This is a genomic window from Novipirellula methanifontis (assembly GCF_052161655.1).
Classification (GTDB): domain Bacteria; phylum Planctomycetota; class Planctomycetia; order Pirellulales; family Pirellulaceae; genus Novipirellula.
Genome location: NZ_CP197418.1, coordinates 5913689 through 5932331 on the forward strand (window position 1 = coordinate 5913689; position 18643 = coordinate 5932331).

Consider the following 18643-nt stretch of genomic DNA (forward strand, 5'->3'; position numbering starts at 1 on the left):
ACGAGACAAGTCAAAGGGGGCAGTCCTCTTTGAAGCTTGTCGACGTCGACAAAGAGAAGGCTTCGCCAGGATAAGGTCTTGTATTCGGTGTTCAGTAAGCCAAATCGATCGAAGCGGTTTTGGAAGGTCCGCTTCACTGCTCCGGCGGCCGACTCCGGTGAATCGCCCGGTCGATGAAGCCGGGGCATCGACGTCAGCCCGTGATGACGTCAGCCCGTGATTAGGCGCGGACGTGTCAAAGACCGAAGTGATTTCCGCCCCGACCGAACTCCGTTCGGTCGATGCAACCGCCGTCACAAAGTTGGTTGAGGGCCGTGACCGCTAAAGGCCAGCATTGCATCCGTGACTTCCTCCGCCGACGCGGGCGCGATGTGTTTGTGACGGGATCCGCCGGAGCCATGCTTCGGATGAGAAGCCCTCTGGCTCGATTCATGGGGCAGTAAAAGGTCTTTCTCGTTTTGAATCAATTGTCGATGCAAAACAATCAGCAGACGGTCCTGGGCTGATACAACTCGGAGCGATTCGCTTGAGGATTCTGTTACCCATTCCCAAAGGAGTTGAGCATGCGATTCTCAGTATTCATGCTGACGGTGTTGATTCCGCTTGCTGCAGCATCCGTTTTGGACGCCCAAGACGCAAACGAGCAGGCCAGCTCTGTGCGGGAGCCCGTCTTTGACATCGGCAAAATCGAAGTCCCCGAGGGCAGTACGGCCGATGTGCTGGAGTTTCTTCAAAATACCCATCGCCGCATGGTAAACAAGTACAATTGGAATTGCCCACGAAAAGTTGACAGTGGACCAGCAGATGTCAGACTTCTCTGACAGGAGATCCGATTCATGGACAAGCGTCGAACTTTCAGCCGAGAATTTAAATTGGCCGCCGTTAAGAAAGTAATTGAACAAGGACTGTCGTACGCCGCGGTCGCTAAAGACTTGCGCGTCGGTGAAACCTTGATTCGCAAATGGAAGAAGTCTTTTGATGAAGATGGGACTTTCTCTATTGAAGTGATCGGCAGTCAGTCGGTCGAGGCCGAGCTGAAACGACTCCGTGAGGAAAACCGACAGCTCAAGATGGAGCGTGACATTTTAAAAAAAGCGACGGCCTTCTTCGTCAAAGAAAACAGTTGAGGCTCGCGTTCATTGACAAGCACCGCGATCGATGGCCGATCGCGGTGCTCTGTCGAACTCTCGAGGTTACACGTGCGGCCTACTATCAGTTTGCCGGTCGCGACATCACCACGACAGAGAATAGAGAAACGCAAATCACACAGGCGATCAAAAGGGTTCACTTGGAAAGGCATCACGACGCATACGGAAGTCCAAGAATGCATCGAGAACTATTGATACGAGGAGTTCAGTGCAGCCGAAATACCGTCGCCAAGTACATGCGTAAGGCAGGAATTCAAGCGAATCGCCGAACCAAATTCAGAATCTCGACCACCGATTCAAATCACAATCACCCCATCGCCAACAACCTTCTCGAGCAAAATTTCTCGACCGAAACAATCAATCGAGTTTGGCTCACTGACATCACCTACATTCCCACCAAAGAAGGATTCAGTTACCTGTGTGCTTTCGTTGACCTGTATTCACGCAAAATCATCGGTTGGAAAACCAGTCGTAACATCGATTCTGAATTGGTGGTGAGTGCACTCGATCAAGCTTTGGCGTTTCGTTCACCGGCGGCTGGCTTGATCGTTCATAGTGATCGTGGCTCCCAATACGCCAGCGAGCATTTCCGCAGCAGGTTAACCGCCAACCGACTTATTCAGAGCATGAGTCGTCGCGGCAACTGTTACGACAATGCTCCGATGGAATCGTTCTTCAAAAGCTACAAGACAGAAGAGGCCCAGCAGATCTACGACACACACGAACACGCCACACGCGGCGTGTCTGATTACATCGAAGGTTTTTACAACCCTCTTCGCTTGCACTCCTCATTGGACTATCGGAGTCCCATTGACTTCGAGCAAGCCATCAAAGAACCGTTACTCGTCGGTGAATCCTGATCCACAGGACGCACCATTTACCTTCCCGTTAAGACCGGTCCACTGTCAACTTTTCGTGGGCAATTCCAAATCGGTCAAGCAGACAACGTTCTGGGCAACATACAAGAGCTATTGAAGGTCCAACAGTGCGTGAGAACAACGGCTTCCATATTCGATTTCGATTTAGCATATTAACGCTTCTCCTGACCCCTTGCGCGACGGCCTGTTTCTTCGCTATCTACCGGCACCTCCATCAGCCACTTGTTGTGACTCATCTCTAAATCCTTTCGCAACATCACATCCGCCAGTATGACACGTCGCCAACTCAGCCGTAAGAAAAAAGCTTGCTTCGGCATCGTGACAACGGGCCTGTGCTTACTGCTGATCGAATTCGCGTTGACGCTGCTGGGCGTCGGACGATCGACCGATCACGCGGACCCGTTTGTCGGTTTTTCAAACCAAGTCCCCTGTTTCGAACCATTCACCGATGACGCCGGGAAATCATGGCTTCGAACGGCGGAGAACAAATTGGTTTGGTTCAACGACCAACAATTCGGCGCCGCCAAACCAGCCAACACCAAACGCATCTTTTGCTTGGGTGGATCCACGACGTTCGGACGCCCCTACGACGACACCACGTCCTTCTGCGGCTGGCTTCGAGAATGGTTGCCGCACATCGACGCAACCACCAACTGGGAAGTCGTCAACGCCGGCGGTGTTAGCTACGCGAGCTATCGTGTTGCCACCGTGATGCAGGAATTGACCGCCTACGAACCCGATGTCTTCATCGTCTACACTGGCCAGAACGAGTTCCTGGAACGTCGCACCTACGCCGACTTCTTTGATCAATCCGAAATACAGCTTTGGCTCAGCGGGTGGCTCGCCAAGACTCGCACGTATGGCTGCATCGACTCGATCCTTCGGCGTCAACGCGACACGAAACCGAATCCCAACGTCAGTGTGCTGCCCGCCGATGTCGACGAACGACTCAATCACACCATTGGCCCATCGGACTATGTTCGCGACAATGAGTGGCGCCGCGATGTTCGACTACATTTCCAGTTCAACCTCAATCGAATGATAGACATCGCTCGTGCATCGGGCGCGAAGATCCTGTTTGTCGTGCCGGCGTCTAACGAAAAGGATTGCAGCCCATTCAAGATCGAACCTGAGGCGACGGATTTCCAAGACGGCCAATCCGCTTTCGCTAAACTGGATTTCGCGCGTGCCAAGGAAGCGTTTCAGACGGCGCTGAATCTTGATATCTGCCCGCTTCGCGCACCCGACGACTTTTTGGATATCGTTCGCGACTTGCCAGAAGCCGACGACGTTTGTGTGGTCGATTTCGACCGGCAACTGCGCGAGGTCTGCCTCGCCGAACAAGGGCACGATCTACTGGGCGACGAATACTTCCTGGACCACGTTCATCCGACCATCGACGTCCACCGCCGCCTGTCGCTGTGGATCGCCGATGCGATGCGCCGGTCCGAATGGTTATCGCCCGGCGCGCTCGGCGCCAAGGATATTCCCAGCGAAACGCTCGCCGACGTGGACGCGTTGATCCAAAGTCGCATCGATCCGCGTAAACAAGGAGTCGCGCTGCGAAACCTCGCCAAGGTCATGCACTGGTCGGGCAAATTCGAAGTCGCCGAAGCCCGTGCTCGCGATGCGATCGCCAAACTCAACGGTGACGCCGAAAGTCAATTCATCTTGGCCGATTGCTTACGATGGACCGGCCGGATCGATGAATCGGTACGGGTTTACCAACGTGCGGTCAACGAATTTCCTGGTGACCTGCGGGGTGCTCAGCGGTTTGGGCAGTTGCTCTTGGAACTTGGCCAATACGAAACGGCTCAGGGACACTTCTCGATCGCTGCGATCGGTTGGCCGGAAACCAACCCGAGTCATTGGTCGGCACGCTACCAACTTTCACTGGCGTGCATCGGCTTGGCTGACTTTGAATCCGCGCGAACCGAGCTCCAGCGATGTCACGAGCATGATCCAAAGAACATGGACGTAACGTTTGCGCTCGCCGAATCATGTGCCGGAGTCGGCGACACCGATACCGCCATTAAGCTTTACAATCGCGTCCTCGATGCCTTCCCCAACGATGTCGAAACTTACGTGCGTCTCGGCTACCTGCAGCTCATTCGCAAGGATCCACAAGCCGCCGCCGCAAGCTTCGCCGCGGCTCTCTTGCTCGCCCCCGAGCACCCCCAAGCCCAAGCAGGCAAAAGCATCGCGTCCCAGCTGATTGCCACCCAATCGAAGTCGAGCCCCCGAACGTAACTGGCTATCAGTGGAGGGCTATCGCCGAGGGGAGGCTGGGGTTTCGGATTTCGCTTTTGATCCCGTTGCGCTACCACATCGTTACTTCGTAGCCAAATCGAGGTTTCGCAAAATCCACAAAGATTGGCGCGACAGTGTTTGTTCATTGGTTGACCTGTGCGGTGACATCAAGCGATTTTCAATTGCGATCAATGATCTGAAGCAAGTCAATCCTGACGTACACGAGCGATACCGCCGAACATGGCTGGAAGGTGGCGAAGTCGTCATTGCAATTCGTGGAACCTTCGGCGAAACCGCAGTTGCGGCTCGATCAAAGGGGTCACGGCTCGCTCAAAGGGGTCAGGACTCTTTTCTGGTCCAAACGCCACCGACTGAATTTAGATGAAACACGGTTGCGACAAACGCCGGGAGCGGATCCGCGTTTCACTTGTGGTGATTGATCCATCGATCGGATCCAAGAATGTCGGCCAATACACAGACGGAGATTCGGTAGGAAGATTAGAGGTAGGAAAATTGGGTTGGTCGCGGGTCTTCCTATCCGCTAATTCTCCTGCCCCATTTTCCTTCAGCGGCGACCAAATGATTTTCATCGAGATCGGGCATCTTCATTTGCTTGCCGCATGAATTTTTCTGACCAAACCGACCGCGCTATGATGGTGTCGAGCTCGCCGATGTCTATCGGATTTCTCGTTACCGTCGGAGGAAGTTCAGCAAAATGATTGGCCCATGAATGACCCGAATCGACGCGAATGCTTTTGTTTTGCTGGCAATACTCGCGTTCATTCCCGTAATTCGCGGGCCGTCTGGCTTCAAAATGTGTGATAACCACATCGTACAAGTTGCAGCGACGGACCCGACTGTCGTTCTCCTGTCGTTGCTTTGCGACTTTAGGAAATGGATGTTTGGTGTCCCCCGGACTGACGTTCGGGGCTATCGCTTGTCGTCGCGTTGCGACTGGCTAACTAGAAATTCGCGAAGCGACGGTAGGCATTAGCCACGGAAGCGAGTCCGTGGTTTTCCGTCACGCGTCTACGGGACAAGATTCTCTGCTAGCTCATTGATGTAGAACTCGAGGTGAGAATAACCCAAGTGACGGTTGTTACTTGATTCTCCTGCTGTCACCACCTTGTTAGCGTCGGCGGGATCATTGAAGTTCAAGTGGTGCGACCGCTCCCAAGCATCCGGTAGCCCATCGCCGTCGGTATCTGCGGAGGCCTTGGATGGCGTGAGGCCCTCGAGGAACCATTCGTCGGACGGCTGCAGCGGTGCGTTGCGCCCCCATGCGCCCGTTTTGGTTTTGACTTCTTCGACAGTCCGTCGGGTCAACCGGTCGCGGGGCCAGCAACCGGCCTTGACAAGAATCAGTTCGAAAGCCGCTTTGGCATCGACCAGTTCGATTTCCGGGGTATTGGCAGGTGAGTCCAATTCATGGCCGTTGTTGTTGAATTGAATCCACTTCGGTACGCCGCCATTTTGACTGCCCCACTTCCAATGTCGAGGATGACCCTGATAACCCCAGTCCTCGAAGTAGTTGTCGCTTACGTAATAGCTCATCTGCGGAGACAGGGCGTAGGGATACATCCGGTCATCCGTCTGTGGCCCGCGTCTGTAGTAGTTTTTGTAAAGGTTGACGGCGCTCCGGGCGCGAACGCCGTGGCCGTCATCGGTGTAGCCGCCGCGGCAGTTGTAAATCAAGTTGTTGCAGAAATCGCTCGCGGCGTTTTCTCGGTAAGGTGCCATACAGGGGACACGGCGTGCATGATGAGCCCAAAGATTGTGGTGTACCGAGACAGCGCCACTATCTTCCGCAGCGGAGATTAGACCATAGTTGTGCGCGCCTTTGCTGTGTCCCTGATCGTCGGATTCCTCGATCGTGCACCATTGCACTGTCACGTCATGGGCGTGGTACAGATCAATGATCTCGTCGTTGCCCCAGCTTAAGGACAAATGATCAAGGATGATGTTGTACGTACCCGAGTCGGTGGGGCCGCGGCCGCCGAGCTGAATACAGTCGCCGCCAGCCCCGATGTCGCGACGGGGACGAACGCGGAGATGTCGAATGATGATGTCGTGAACACCGTAATCATAACTCGAGATGACACCCTCGACCGTGATCCCCGCGCCCGGAGCGGTTTGGCCGGCAATGGTAATGTAAGGACTGGTGATGCGAATGTTGCCGCGGATGACGCCGCTCACCTCGAAAATGATGATCCGTGGTCCGTCCGTGGCGCAGGCTTCCGCGAGACTGCCTGGCCCCGAGGCTTTTAGATTTGTCACCTTGATTACCCTGCCACCTCGCCCGCCTTTGCTGACCGCCCCCCAGCCCTGGGCGCCAGGAAAAGCTCTGAGTTCAGTGTCATCCTGAGCATCTGCTAAGCTACTTGTCAAAAACACCAGCAGCCAAACACAAGCGATCGTCCTAACGAAGCCGACGTTCATTCGAGGTTCCTTTGCGTTGTCTAATCTGTCGCTGATGTCGCCCTATCGTTTGAGCTCACTCAGCTTCCGCCGCGCCAACTGGGGTGACGGAGGCTTGCCGCTCGACTTCATTGACGATTGCATTTTCAATTTCTGGCGACCAGGGAGCGGGCAGCCCGTAGTACACCATCGCTCCGCCACCTTCATAACCGCCTTCGGCCAAGACACGTCGTGACGGAATGTAGGCCATCACGTCATGCGAGTATCCGGCCACCCACGTTCGCTTGCCCGACAATTCAAATTTTAGTCGCAGCGCATAATCGACGACGACTTCGCCACCGAGTGCCACAAATTGAACGTCATCGCCGATGTGCCAGACACTGATCGGATAGGGATAGGTCTGACTGAGCGGTTGGCCGGCGTCGAGTTTCTTTAGCAGCATGTTGGCGCGCGACACCTCGAACCGGTTCGATGACAGAGCGTTTTGCTCGATTTGTTCGCGAGTCGGCAACGTACCGAGCGGCAAATCCAGTGCGTCAAATGTCGTCGTCAGCTGTCCATCAACGGCCTGCATTTGACTGGTCAACAGCACGGCATCGACCGCCGTGGCCAATCGGCGTCCGTAGTGTCGAGCCAGTTCGATCGTGCGGCGGGGCAGTGGATTCTGATCAGCACCGCAGCCCGCAAAGAACAAGGCCACGCAATCGGGATGGTTTTCTTCCAGTTCCATCTGCGCGAAACCGGGGTAGTCGCCCGACCATTGGTAGCTGCTCAGGACCGTCGAATGGCAGGCGTAGCCAAACAGTACCGCGACCAATTTTCCGTCCGCATCGCGGGCCGCCAGAACCGGCACGTCGTGATCGACGGGCCCCTTTAGCGTTGCTTCGGTTCGCGACTGTGGCACCACACTTTCGGGCGTGTTCTCGCGTCGGTTGACCGCAAAGGTCGCTGTTCCACTGCCCCACGACAGGCTGCAGGGAGCAAGATTGTCCAAGGCATTGTCAACAACGGAGGCAATTTTTTGCGTCAGTGTTTCGACCCAGCGATCAACCGCTTGCTGTTGTTGCAAATCGATATCCAAGTAGTGCAGCGGATCTAAATTGTGCCCCACCACAGGCCCCGTATGAGTGTGAGAACAATTGATGACGATCTGGTTCCGCGACAAACCGTGTCGCTGCTGGAGGCCATTGCAGATCGCTTGCGCGAGCGTTCGATCAATGCCAACGAGGTCCAAGGTCAGCATTAAACCACGCTGCCCTTCACCGTCTTCCAACACCAACGCCTTTGCCCACAGATCCGTCAGCTTACTTTCCGCTGGTTTGTCGCGGCTCGCATAGCCTGACATCCAAAGCGGCTCGTCAGGCGTGATCGCTACCTTCGCGGCACCGGCTTTCCAGTTCGAATCCTCCGCCAGCACCATTTCACCGCATAACACAACAAAGCATCCGGCAACAACAATAATTTTCTGCATGAATGGATACTCCGGTCCGCTCGATTCCACGACAGGTTCGAAATTGGGCTCCTCATCGGAGTCCCTGATGGGCCTTTTATAGTCGAAGACAACTCGCTGTGCTGACAGGGGCGTGCGATTGTTAACTTGGGAGAGTCAAAGCACCTCCGCACAACTCATTGGGTTTAACGTAGCCTAGGCTTCCAGCCTGGGTTCGATGTGGTCCCCAGGCTGAAAGCCTAGGCTACGTTTTGCAGCTTCGCCGCCTTGAGGAGTTATGTAGAAAGTGCATTGCGTTTAACGGCGCGGCAAACGGTTAGGAAACGCTCGCCATCCTGGATAGGCAACGACTTGTATTAGCATTGCTGCCTCATCTGCTCGCCATTTCCACAACTCCGAATACGGCCTGCTGCCGGCAAACCCCAGCCCGAGTCGAACAGCCACACTGCCTATCCAGCCAAATTCGCAACTGACACCTTAATCATTTTGACACCTTAGTCTTTTTCAATTTAGGTTGATTGAGCCGAGTGACTTTACGACAAGTAGCTCACCGTTAGCATCGGCCTTAACGTCGTATCACGCCGATTGGCTTGGTGTAGCGACTAAAGCGGAAACAACTCGCAACCTTCACGCTGAATTAAATGATCTCATGTTGGCGATTTAGACGTGTCCCCCAGTATGACGACCCTTTATATTGCGGCTAAAGTCACGATTCTATTCTGGAGCTCTGACAATGAAACGAAAACGCCGCTGGTTAATCGAAACTCTGGAACAGCGAATCGTGCTTGACGGTGTCGGACCAAATAGTCCGCCCCAGCATCCCGCTTGGGAATCCGTTATTGTCGCCTTCAACGACAATGTGGCTAACCCTAGCGTCGTGGCAAAGGGACTTGTCAATGCTCACGGTGGTCAACTGGGGCATGTCTACAACCATGCCCTGAAAGGTTTCTCCGCGCAACTTCCGGAAGCCGCACTACAGGCATTGGCAAAGAACCCACAGATCAAACAAATCGAAGCCGATCTGGTCATGCAGGCTTTCTCGCAAATCACTCCCACCGGTGTAGATCGTATCGATGCCGACATTAGCGGGTTGGCCAACATCGATAACGTTGACGACCGAGTGAATGTGAACATCGCCATTATCGATTCAGGCATTGACGCTGACCATCCTGACCTGAATGTGGTTGGCGGCAGGCATTTCTATACAGTAACGTCAGGTCGACCCAGCAATCGCGGAAGTTTTGAAGATGGCAACTACGACGACAACAATGGGCACGGCTCCCATGTTGCGGGAACCGCCGCGGCACTGGACAACGATTTCGGCGTAGTCGGCGTCGCGCCTGGGGCGAACCTCTGGGCTGTCAAGGTGCTCGACGCCAACGCCTCGGGTTACGTTTCAGACATCATCAAAGGCATTGATTGGGTCACAAGCACGAGGACCGACGGTGACCTCACCAACGACATCCACGTCGCCAATATGAGTCTCGGCGGCCAGGGCGTTAACAATAGTTATCGCACTGCCATCAAAAACAGCGTCGCGCGTGGCGTCGTTTATGTCGTTGCAGCCGGCAACGAATATCGCGACATCCTAGGAGCTGACCTTCAATTCGGAACGTACGACGATACCATTCCGGCTGCTTATCCGGAGGTTGCCACGATCAGCGCGATTGCCGATACCGACGGTATGCCAGGCGGCTACGGTCCATCGACCCAGTATGCCGATTTCTTCGGCAACTATGAAGACGATGAGTTCGCCGACTTCAGCAACTTCAGTAATGATCAAGGGGCACCAGGATATTCATCGTGGTACAACACAAACAACTTGGTCAATAATCCCGGCGGCTTGGGTATCGATCTGATGCTGCCAGGCGTGGACATCTATTCCACGTACAAGAACGGTGGTTACGCGTTCAGCAGTGGTACGAGCATGGCAGCGCCGCACGCGACCGGATTGGCGGCGCTGTACATCGCTGCGAACGGTCCCGCCACGGATGCGAACGGAGTGTACGCCATCCGCCAGGCATTGATTGACGGCGGCAAGGCTTGGACGAGTCCGGAAGGTTTGGTGTTGCCGAACCCGCCGACGCCAAATCCGGATAGCCCCGACAATCACTACGAAAATCTTGGCTGGGCGGGAGACGGCGTTCCAAATCAATTGCCGATCGCTGACGCCGGCATCACGCAGTCTGGTAACGAAGGCAACCCGATCACGTTTGACGCCTCGGGATCGTCGGATCCCGACGGCGATTCGCTGACTTACGTCTGGGACTTCGGCGACGGGCAAACCGCACACACCACGGATCCAACAATTTCACACTCTTACGAATATGGCGGAACGTTTGCTGTTTCATTGACCGTCAACGATGGTCGCGGCGGACAGTCAATCGATACAACGACCTCCGACGTAAGCGAAGTGAATGATGTTCCCGTTGCAGTTGCTGGTGGACCTTACCGTGGATTTGCAAACTCTCCGATTGCATTCGATGCATCGGCTTCCAGCGATTTTGATAATCTTGATGGGACAACGGCAAATGATCAGATACTTTGGTACACCTGGGATTTTAACGACGGCACTGTACTAACAACGACGGATGTGTCGGTCGATCACACGTACACAACTGCCAATAACTTTAACGTCAGCCTTTCGGTCAATGACGGTGCGACAGATTCATTACTCGCGGTCACTTCGGTCGCCGTCGATGCGGAACAATCGGGTGTTCCGATGTACGTTTCCTCCATCGACTTTGAATCGAAACGCGGTGGCAAGGATTGGCGGGCCGTGATTGAGATTAGAAGTGCTGAAGGTAACGTCCTTGCCGGCGTTTCCGTGACGATCGTGTTTGCCAATCAAACCTATCAAGGGACAACGGACTCCAATGGACTGTTTCGCACTGGATGGATACGAGATCTTAGTCGCGGAACCCATTACGCCGATGTGTCCCAATTAGTGCTGGCGAACTACGTCTGGAATCCATTGGCACTGGATTCCGAAGTCGACGACGGAGGCCTAGCCGGTTTTCCAGATGGTGTTTTGGTGGTGTAACACCTTGTAGCTGATGTGTCGAGCGATAGCGAAATATATGTTGCCAGTGATTAGGCGTAATCCATGGCGGTAGTGATCAAGCGGATGGCAAGCAACCGCCTCCGTCGGCACGCACTCAAAGGCCTCAAAATCGGCAGCTTGGTGAGAACGTCGTATCACGCCGATTGGCTCGGTTCCGATAACGGGTCTGCTGCCAGAAACTCCCAGCCCGAGTCGGACAGTCAGACTGCCTCTCCAGCTAAATCGGTACCTGACGGCTTATTCTTCTAATTCCGGTGAGTATGCTGTTGGCAAAACTATACCGTTCAGGGGAAAAAAATGCTGATTCTATTTGGGCGAGCGATTCCGGCCGTCTGCTTATTTGCGGTTGTCTTCTTAAATCACGCCGTCACGTTGGCAGAGGACAATCAGGCTGCCGAGCAGAGTTTTTCCGTCGTGTTGCTCCCTGACACACAGCTCTATTCGGAAAAGTATCCAGACACGTACGTCGCCCAGGCACTATGGATTCGGCAACAGGTGAAGGAAGATAACATCAAGTTCGTCGTCCATCTGGGCGACATTGTGCAAACGGCCACCCAAAAGCCCGAATGGGAAAATGCAGATCGAGCAATGCGACTCCTTGATGGTGTAGTGCCCTACAGCATGGTACCAGGCAATCATGACATGGTTCTAGAGAACCGTGACTCGGCACTGTACAACCAGTACTACTCGCCCAGAAGATTTGCCGACCGACCGTGGTACGGTGGGCACATGGGCGAAACCAACGACAACAACTTCTGTTTCTTTGAGGCCAGTGGCATGAAATTCATGATCATTAGCCTCGAATTTGCTCCTCGCGATGAAACGCTCGAATGGGCGGCGAACGTGACAAAACGATACCCCGATCATCGCGTGATCGTAGCGACACATTGCTACATGCGGCCAAACCAGCGAGACACGGGTTGTGCCACGGCGTACAAAATAGCGGGCAACAGCGGCGAACAAATCTGGCAAAAATTCATCCGCAAGCAGCCGAATATTTTTCTTGTTGTCAGTGGGCATGTGCTGGGCGTGGGACTCCAAACAAGCGTCAACGATGCCGGAGGGAAGGTTCTCGAAATGCTTACGGATTACCAGGGCCTCCCGAACGGCGGCGACGGTTGGCTTCGTTCACTGCAGTTCGTGCCCGGCAAAAACAAGATCCACGTCAGGACGTATTCGCCCCTGTTGGACAAACTCAATAGTGACGCAAGCGAAACGTTCTCGCTTGACTACGAAATGACCGCTGTAAAACGGAATGCCGGTTGACTGGCGTTAAACCCCGACCTTGCTAATCGCTCTTTCGGCAGCAAAAATCAAAGCAGATCCGTGCCTCACCTGTGGCGATTGCTCCATCGATCGGGAAACCTGATTGACGCCGCCCCCCAGCGTGTTGTTGGATCTCCTTGTTTGTGCGAGCAAGATTTTTGTATCTGCACCAATCCCTACTGGCCTGTTTCCCGATAGAAGTAGGATGAATTCTTCGCCGAATCAGAGTAAGTCCGCCGACGCACAGGCGGAGATTAGGTAGGAAGATTAGGGGTATGAAAATGGGTTGGGTCGAGCATCTTCCTACCCGCTAGTTCGCTGTTTCTCCTACCTAATTTTTCCTTCGGGCAAGCGATGCTCGGTGTAGGGAAGACAGAAAAAACTATTTGGAGATGGGGCTTCTTTTTTTCTCTGTCGCATGAATACTTCTGTCTATACCGTCTGCCGTACGATCAATAACCTTCGGTTACGTCAGAGAGCAAACTCTTGGTGGAGAATTAGTTCGCCCTACCCATTCTGTGGGGAAATTGGTGCCACCCACCCATTCTGAGATTGGGAATTAATACTCAGTGTGTCTGTTTTGTCATTACCGACCTGAACTGGTCAGTTCTTGTTTGTCGATGACTCCGTCGCTGTTCTTGTCGAACCTGCTGAACATCGGAGTCGGGCCACGGAATTCGGCCTTTGTGATCTTGCCGTCTTTGTTTGCATCATGGCGAAGTATCCGCGCCGCCATGCCTCTGCCCTCGCCACGCTGTGGCCTTCCCTCGCGTGTTGCGAGTGCTGGCGGGTTGGCCATCGCTTGCTTCATTTCATCGGCGCTCCACGGCGGAACGTCCTTTCCGCAGATCGTCAGTAACGCTGCGAACCAGTGATGTGCCATCACTTCGGCTCCCATATCGTTTGGGTGAACTTTGTCGGCCTGAAACGCTTGCGGCCAGATCTTACTGGTCGGCGTCCAAACATCCGGCCCTGCAAACACATCGTGCGGTTTCGATTTGATGAAAGCAGCGAGCGATAGTCGTTCATTGCCGATCTCGGGTTCCATTCCTTGTTTGTAAATATGCATTGCGATCACAACGGCATCCGCGCCGTCGGCCTTTAACAGGTCGGTGTATGCTTTGATCACGTCCGCACCTTTACGGATATGGACGTGATCGCTCTCATCACGAATGCCTTCCGAACGACCGCCAAAGGCCCACTGCAGCGATTGCTGAGCCAGCACAATTTTGGGGCGGGAGTCATCTTTTAGCAGTGGTCGAAGTTTGGTCGTCCATGGTTGCATCGGCTCTCCCGTTTCGACATTCATCCACTTCGCGATAGGTGTCGAACCCTGAGTCGCCGACTTCACTTCAATGACTCGCTTTCCGCTGAAGTATCGGTCGAGCTTTCGCTGCAGCATCGCCGGCCAGTGGAACGAAGTCGAATAGCCATTCACAACAAATGTTCGCGGCTTGCCGTCAAACCAATCTGGGCGATCTGCGCGAGGCTCCTGCCCATGCACAGAAGTGGAGGCACTGAATGCAAACGCAAAAAGCAGAAAACCTACTAGAACTCTTCTCATCATGACTCTTTCTGATCGGTGGTAGGGGAGTGATCAACTGGCTTTCTTTTCTTCGTTGTCTTTTGGAGAGACAACGTCGACAATTAAATCAAGAGACGCATCGAATGTTTTTCGTTCGACCGGTGTCACCGCGTTTTCGATTGAGAACCTCAGATTTTCGGAGCTGCGGATAAGCTTCGTCGCAAGCCGGCTTCCCGCCGCTGTTAAATGCACTCGCCGCGCGCGACCGTCGATTTTGCAACGCACGCGACGAATGTAGTCACGTTGTTCCAGCAACTTCAGCATCGCTGTCACCGTGTTCGCGTCCGAGACCATGCGGTCAGCGAGTTCCGACTGCGTGATTCCATCTTCCTCTGCCAGCAGCGACAGTAGCACAAACTGGTCAGCCGTTACGTCGAATTGGGCGAAATGTGCTTGAGCAACCCGATGCATCGTCAGGTAAGCTCGTCGCAATCGCATTGGGATGGATTCTTCAAAGGTCATTTGTCACGTTTTCGTTGCTGAACAGGGTGTTACGACGACGTCAAACTTGTCGGCAACCTTGGCCGTCCCACTTGAAACTTTACTACGTCTACGTACTAATAGCAAGAAGAATACTTGACAGCCTCTCTTCTTGAACGGGAAACCCAACCATGGCGTCACAAGAATCTGCCACGCCCATCGTCCGCAAAATCGAAGAATCCTCTGATCCCGATGAACATGGTTCGAGTCTGAATCCCGTTCAGAAGCGGGAAATCGTGTTGCGATTGGAGGCCGAATCGCTGGACAACATGCGTAAGCGGGCAACGGTCCGGGTCGATCAACCCAAGGGCAGCACCTTCGAAATCATCTGCGACGAAGGCCCGTACTTGGACGGCGACGATTCCGCGCCGCCGCCACTGGCCTACTACAGTGCCAGCATCGCGTTCTGCCTGTTAACTCAGCTATCGCGTTACGCGAAGGTCAAGAAACTGAATATCAGCAGCATAAAGCTCGCGCAGGAAACGCGATTCGCGATGGAAGGCTCCGTTATCAAAGGAACGCTGGCTGGCCGAGGCGTCGAAGTCGTCACTCATCTAGACATTGAATCGGACGAGCCCGAAGACGTGATTCGCCAGATGATCGAAGTCGGCAAGAACAGCTGTTTCATCCACCAGTCGATCATGAATCCAGTACCATCGACGATTCAAGCAAAGGTCAACGGACAGCTACTCAGCGGATTGTGAGTTTTGAGAGATCAGATTGCTGTAGACACACAGTGGCAGATCGAACACGTGTTTCTTTGGGAAGTCGTTCCGGAACGACTCGGTGACCGTGTTTATCTTAGCGGCTTCGCCGACCAGAACATCGACTTGTACTGTTAAGCAGGTCGGCAGGGGACTTTCAGTATCTCAGCTGTTTTGGCACGATTGGCTTGTTGATTTTGTGAGCCGTGGGCCGTAAGGCACCGGGTAATGCGTGGGACCCGGCCGCTCACGCGCGAGCGGCTCACGAAATCAAAAACCCCTTAGCCACGCTTCCCACGTTCAACCGGGGCAATCGCCCAAAAGGCGAACGGGATGTCACCCAGTGACTCCTGCCAAACCGCTTAGTGTTAGCACGTAAAGTCGCTCATCCGACTAGAGCGTACTTCGTTTGCTGAAGCGGATCGAGAACAGGTTGGGGCAATTTATGACCGAGAATGCCATCAAAAGCCAGGGTTGTACACCACACCTCTGGGTTACGTTTTGGTTAAAATATCTCGTCCTGCCGCTAATACTCGATTTTGAGGTAGCGAAACTCGTCGGCGGATTCTCAAGCGTCTTGACGACATTCGCTACGACGTGAACACTGATTCTTAGCTTCGTCAATGCACTAGACGCTTGGCACGAGCTATTCGGTATTTAGTGTCGTGCCAACTCCCATTTCCATTCCCAGGCGACCACTCTCGATGATACGAACTCTGCATTTGATCTCACTGAAATCCGTCGCGTGCGTCGCCATCGTCATCATGGTGGGATTCGTTCCGCGTTGCTCGGCCCAAGAAACTGCTGCCGAAAAAAGTGATCGCGAGGTTCAGCCGGGTGTTCCCAGTGGCAAGCTCACCCGCGGCGTGTTTGAACAGAGTAAGCTGTTCCCTGGAACACGACGCGACTACGCCGTTTATGTGCCTGCACAGTACACCTCTGACCAACCGGCCAACTTGATGGTGTTCATGGACGGCATGAACTACGCCAAGCCAGAGGGTGCGTTTCGTGTTCCCGTCGTCTTTGACAACCTGATTCACCAGAAGGCGATGCCAGTCACTGTCGCAGTGTTCGTGAATCCCGGCACGATTCCGGCTACACAACAGGGCGCCGATGGTCGCAGCAACCGGTCGTTTGAGTACGATTCACTCGGTGACCGCTACGCGAACTTTCTGGTCGACGAGTTCTTACCCGTTGCACTCGAAGGGATCAATGTTTCCGACCATCCAGCGGACCGCGCCGTGTGCGGGATTTCATCAGGCGGCATTTGCGCCTTTACCGTCGCTTGGGAGAAACCGGAACAGTTCAGCAAGGTTCTCAGTCATATCGGCAGCTACACGAACATTCGTGGTGGCTGGGCTTACCCCGGTTTGGTCCGCAAAACCAAAGAGAAGCCGAAGCCAATCAAGGTCTATCTCCAAGAAGGCAACGACGACCTCAGCAATCTGCATGGCAACTGGCCACTCGGCAATCGTTCGCTCGCCGCTGCACTTCAGTACGCGGGCTACCCCTACAAATTGGTGATGACCGAGGGAGGGCACAGCGGCAAGTGGGGCGGGCTTGAACTACCCAATGCTCTGCGTTGGCTGTGGGACGACAACGCCGAGTCCACAAACATTCCCTCCACCGCAACCAAGCCGGCCTGGGAGCCACACCCGGACGCGGTCCCACGCGACGATGTGCCTCACGGCACCGTCGAGGTCATGAAGCCCTGGGAATCGAAGATATTTCCCGACACGATTCGTGAATGGGCCGTCTATGTTCCCGCTCAATACAACAAGGACACGCCTGCCGCGTTGATGGTCTTCCAAGATGGTGAACGAATGCGAGACGTGAATGGACGCTGGCGAATTCCAGTTGTGTTTGACAACTTAATCGCTCGCGGTGACATGCCGCCTACGATCGCTGTCTTTCTCGATCCAGGCCACGACAAATCGAAACCGCGCAAAGGCAACAAGTCGTCCAACCGCAGCTATGAGTACGACGGATTGGGGGATCGCTACGCAACTTTCCTGCTCGATGAAATTCTGCCGGAAGTCAAATCACGCTACAACATTTCCGACGATCCCAAGATGCGTGCGATCGGTGGATCGAGTTCCGGTGCGATATGTGCCTTCACCGTTGCTTGGGAACGGACCGACCAATTCCAAAAGGTCTACAACAGTGTCGGCAGCTACACAAACATTCGAGGTGGCGATGCCTATTCGGGACTTGTGCGAAAAACAGAACCCAAGCCAATCCGTGTCTACATGGCTGACACGAGTGGCGATATCGACAACGCGTTTGGAAGTTGGCCGATCGCGAACCAGCAGATGGCATCGTCACTGCAATACATGGGCTATGACGCCCGCTTCGATTGGGCCGAAGGCTACATGCACAACGCGGACTACGGAAGCTCGCGTTTTCCGGATGCGATGAAATGGCTATGGCGAAGCGAAGCTCACTCGCCGACCATCGACACGAGCGACGACTTGCGTGGCGACCTCACGCTGTTGAATCTACTTGTGCCGGGTGAGTCATGGAAAGTCGTGGCGCAGGACCTGGGCTTCGCCGATGCTCCGTGCAGCGACGATCAAGGCAACTTCTACTTCTGCGACATGAAGGCACCTGCGGTCTACCGCGTCGACGCAATCAGCGCTGAGAAAACCGTGATTGCGAAGGAGTCCGTCAGCGGACTCGAATTCGGTCCCGACGGATTGCTGTACGCATGCCAAGGCAAACAGAAACGCGTGATCGCCATCGACACAACCAACGGCGATGTGAAAGTCGTCGCTTCCGATGTGCAACCCAACGACATGGCGATCTCCAAGGAAGGCTTCATTTTCATCACTGAGACGCAAGCGAAGCAAGTCACGCGAATCAACATCAAGACGGGTGAGGTTTCGGTCGCCGACACCGGCATCACGCGTCCCAACGGTATCGCTCTGTCGAATGACGGCGGAACGCTTGCCGTTTCTGATCATGGTGGTCCCTACACGTGGACATTCCGCGTCAACGCGGGTGGCGAATTGGACGCGAAGATGCCGACCATGCCGATGCGACTGCCAATCGACCCCAAGGGGGAATTCAAGTTCAACGAACCACCGCCATACAGCACTGTATCCCGTGGCGATGGCATGTGCGTCGATAAAGCCGGTCGTTACTACGTCACCAGCGAGTTAGGCGTGCAAATCTTTGACCCAACGGGACGTCCATGCGGCGTGCTTCCCAAACCCGACAAGACCATGCCGTTAACCAGTTGCACGATCGCTGGCGAGAACCACGAGACCCTCTTCATCACGAATGGCCGAGCGGTCTACCAGCGTCAACTGAAGATCCAATAGAGATTGGGAATTGATGTAGGGCCGGTTCCCTGTATAGACCGGAGACATGGGTGGCGCTTTTTCGGGGACATGGGTGG

The 18643-nt window shown here is 54.4% G+C and carries 12 protein-coding genes; 8 read left to right on the forward strand and 4 right to left on the reverse strand.

Going from position 1 to position 18643, the window contains the following annotated elements; genetic code table 11:
* Positions 1 to 563: 563 nt before the first annotated feature.
* The 3 genes from SH528x_RS21355 (at position 564) to SH528x_RS21365 (ending at position 4276) form a co-directional block, all read left to right on the forward strand.
* On the forward strand, positions 564 to 821 hold the full coding sequence (locus SH528x_RS21355) for a hypothetical protein (protein ID WP_442505481.1): 258 nt from the start codon (positions 564 to 566) through the stop codon (positions 819 to 821).
* 15 nt (positions 822 to 836) lie between these two features.
* Positions 837 to 2008 (forward strand): IS3 family transposase gene (locus SH528x_RS21360; RefSeq protein ID WP_442505482.1). Its coding sequence is split into 2 segments (ribosomal slippage): positions 837 to 1086 and positions 1086 to 2008, totalling 1173 coding nucleotides; the frame shifts between segments, so codons are not numbered across the junction.
* 288 nt (positions 2009 to 2296) lie between these two features.
* Positions 2297 to 4276 carry a tetratricopeptide repeat protein gene (locus SH528x_RS21365; RefSeq protein WP_442505483.1) on the forward strand — a complete coding sequence of 660 codons (1980 nt, stop codon included), beginning with the start codon at positions 2297 to 2299 and terminating at the stop codon, positions 4274 to 4276.
* A gap of 1029 nt (positions 4277 to 5305) precedes the next feature.
* On the opposite strand, the gene SH528x_RS21370 is transcribed toward SH528x_RS21365, so the two are convergent.
* Together SH528x_RS21370 and SH528x_RS21375 are read right to left on the reverse strand one after the other, a co-directional pair.
* Positions 5306 to 6715 (reverse strand): hypothetical protein, encoded by a 1410-nt coding sequence (locus SH528x_RS21370; protein WP_442505484.1) that lies wholly within the window; start codon positions 6713 to 6715, stop codon positions 5306 to 5308.
* Positions 6716 to 6770: 55 nt separating this feature from the next.
* On the reverse strand, positions 6771 to 8165 hold the full coding sequence (locus SH528x_RS21375; protein ID WP_442505485.1) for a neutral/alkaline non-lysosomal ceramidase N-terminal domain-containing protein: 1395 nt from the start codon (positions 8163 to 8165) through the stop codon (positions 6771 to 6773).
* 712 nt (positions 8166 to 8877) lie between these two features.
* Here SH528x_RS21375 and SH528x_RS21380 point away from each other — a divergent pair.
* Both SH528x_RS21380 and SH528x_RS21385 read left to right on the forward strand, forming a co-directional pair.
* The gene (locus SH528x_RS21380; protein WP_442505486.1) at positions 8878 to 11187 is read left to right on the forward strand and encodes a S8 family serine peptidase; all 2310 of its coding nucleotides are present in this window, start codon (positions 8878 to 8880) and stop codon (positions 11185 to 11187) included.
* 318 nt (positions 11188 to 11505) lie between these two features.
* The gene (locus SH528x_RS21385; protein WP_442505487.1) at positions 11506 to 12474 is read left to right on the forward strand and encodes a metallophosphoesterase; all 969 of its coding nucleotides are present in this window, start codon (positions 11506 to 11508) and stop codon (positions 12472 to 12474) included.
* A 586-nt stretch (positions 12475 to 13060) separates the two neighbouring features.
* Here the strand turns inward: SH528x_RS21385 and SH528x_RS21390 are convergent.
* Complete coding sequence (locus tag SH528x_RS21390) at positions 13061 to 13912, reverse strand: hypothetical protein (RefSeq protein ID WP_442505488.1); 852 nt, start codon at positions 13910 to 13912, stop codon at positions 13061 to 13063.
* Between the two features lie 159 nt (positions 13913 to 14071).
* Positions 14072 to 14497, reverse strand: a complete 426-nt coding sequence (locus SH528x_RS21395; RefSeq protein ID WP_442505489.1) for a MarR family winged helix-turn-helix transcriptional regulator — start codon at positions 14495 to 14497, stop codon at positions 14072 to 14074.
* A 173-nt stretch (positions 14498 to 14670) separates the two neighbouring features.
* Between SH528x_RS21395 and SH528x_RS21400 the strand changes: the two genes are divergently transcribed.
* From SH528x_RS21400 to SH528x_RS21410, 3 genes are all read left to right on the forward strand, one after another.
* The gene (locus SH528x_RS21400) at positions 14671 to 15243 is read left to right on the forward strand and encodes an OsmC-related (seleno)protein (protein WP_442505490.1); all 573 of its coding nucleotides are present in this window, start codon (positions 14671 to 14673) and stop codon (positions 15241 to 15243) included.
* Positions 15244 to 15246: 3 nt separating this feature from the next.
* The gene (locus SH528x_RS21405) at positions 15247 to 15381 is read left to right on the forward strand and encodes a hypothetical protein (protein ID WP_442505491.1); all 135 of its coding nucleotides are present in this window, start codon (positions 15247 to 15249) and stop codon (positions 15379 to 15381) included.
* A 626-nt stretch (positions 15382 to 16007) separates the two neighbouring features.
* Positions 16008 to 18566, forward strand: coding sequence for an alpha/beta hydrolase-fold protein (locus SH528x_RS21410; RefSeq protein ID WP_442512150.1), 2559 nt, complete (start codon positions 16008 to 16010; stop codon positions 18564 to 18566).
* The last annotated feature ends 77 nt before the right edge of the window (positions 18567 to 18643 follow it).

Bases quoted from the DNA above. Each gene is read 5' to 3' on its own strand.
- SH528x_RS21355 (WP_442505481.1), top strand. From the start codon at position 564: ATGCGATTCTCAGTATTCATGCTGACGGTGTTGATTCCGCTTGCTGCA.
- SH528x_RS21365 (WP_442505483.1), top strand. From the start codon at position 2,297: ATGACACGTCGCCAACTCAGCCGTAAGAAAAAAGCTTGCTTCGGCATC.
- SH528x_RS21370 (WP_442505484.1), bottom strand. From the start codon at position 6,715: ATGAACGTCGGCTTCGTTAGGACGATCGCTTGTGTTTGGCTGCTGGTG.
- SH528x_RS21375 (WP_442505485.1), bottom strand. From the start codon at position 8,165: ATGCAGAAAATTATTGTTGTTGCCGGATGCTTTGTTGTGTTATGCGGT.
- SH528x_RS21380 (WP_442505486.1), top strand. From the start codon at position 8,878: ATGAAACGAAAACGCCGCTGGTTAATCGAAACTCTGGAACAGCGAATC.
- SH528x_RS21385 (WP_442505487.1), top strand. From the start codon at position 11,506: ATGCTGATTCTATTTGGGCGAGCGATTCCGGCCGTCTGCTTATTTGCG.
- SH528x_RS21395 (WP_442505489.1), bottom strand. From the start codon at position 14,497: ATGCGATTGCGACGAGCTTACCTGACGATGCATCGGGTTGCTCAAGCA.
- SH528x_RS21400 (WP_442505490.1), top strand. From the start codon at position 14,671: ATGGCGTCACAAGAATCTGCCACGCCCATCGTCCGCAAAATCGAAGAA.
- SH528x_RS21410 (WP_442512150.1), top strand. From the start codon at position 16,008: ATGGTGGGATTCGTTCCGCGTTGCTCGGCCCAAGAAACTGCTGCCGAA.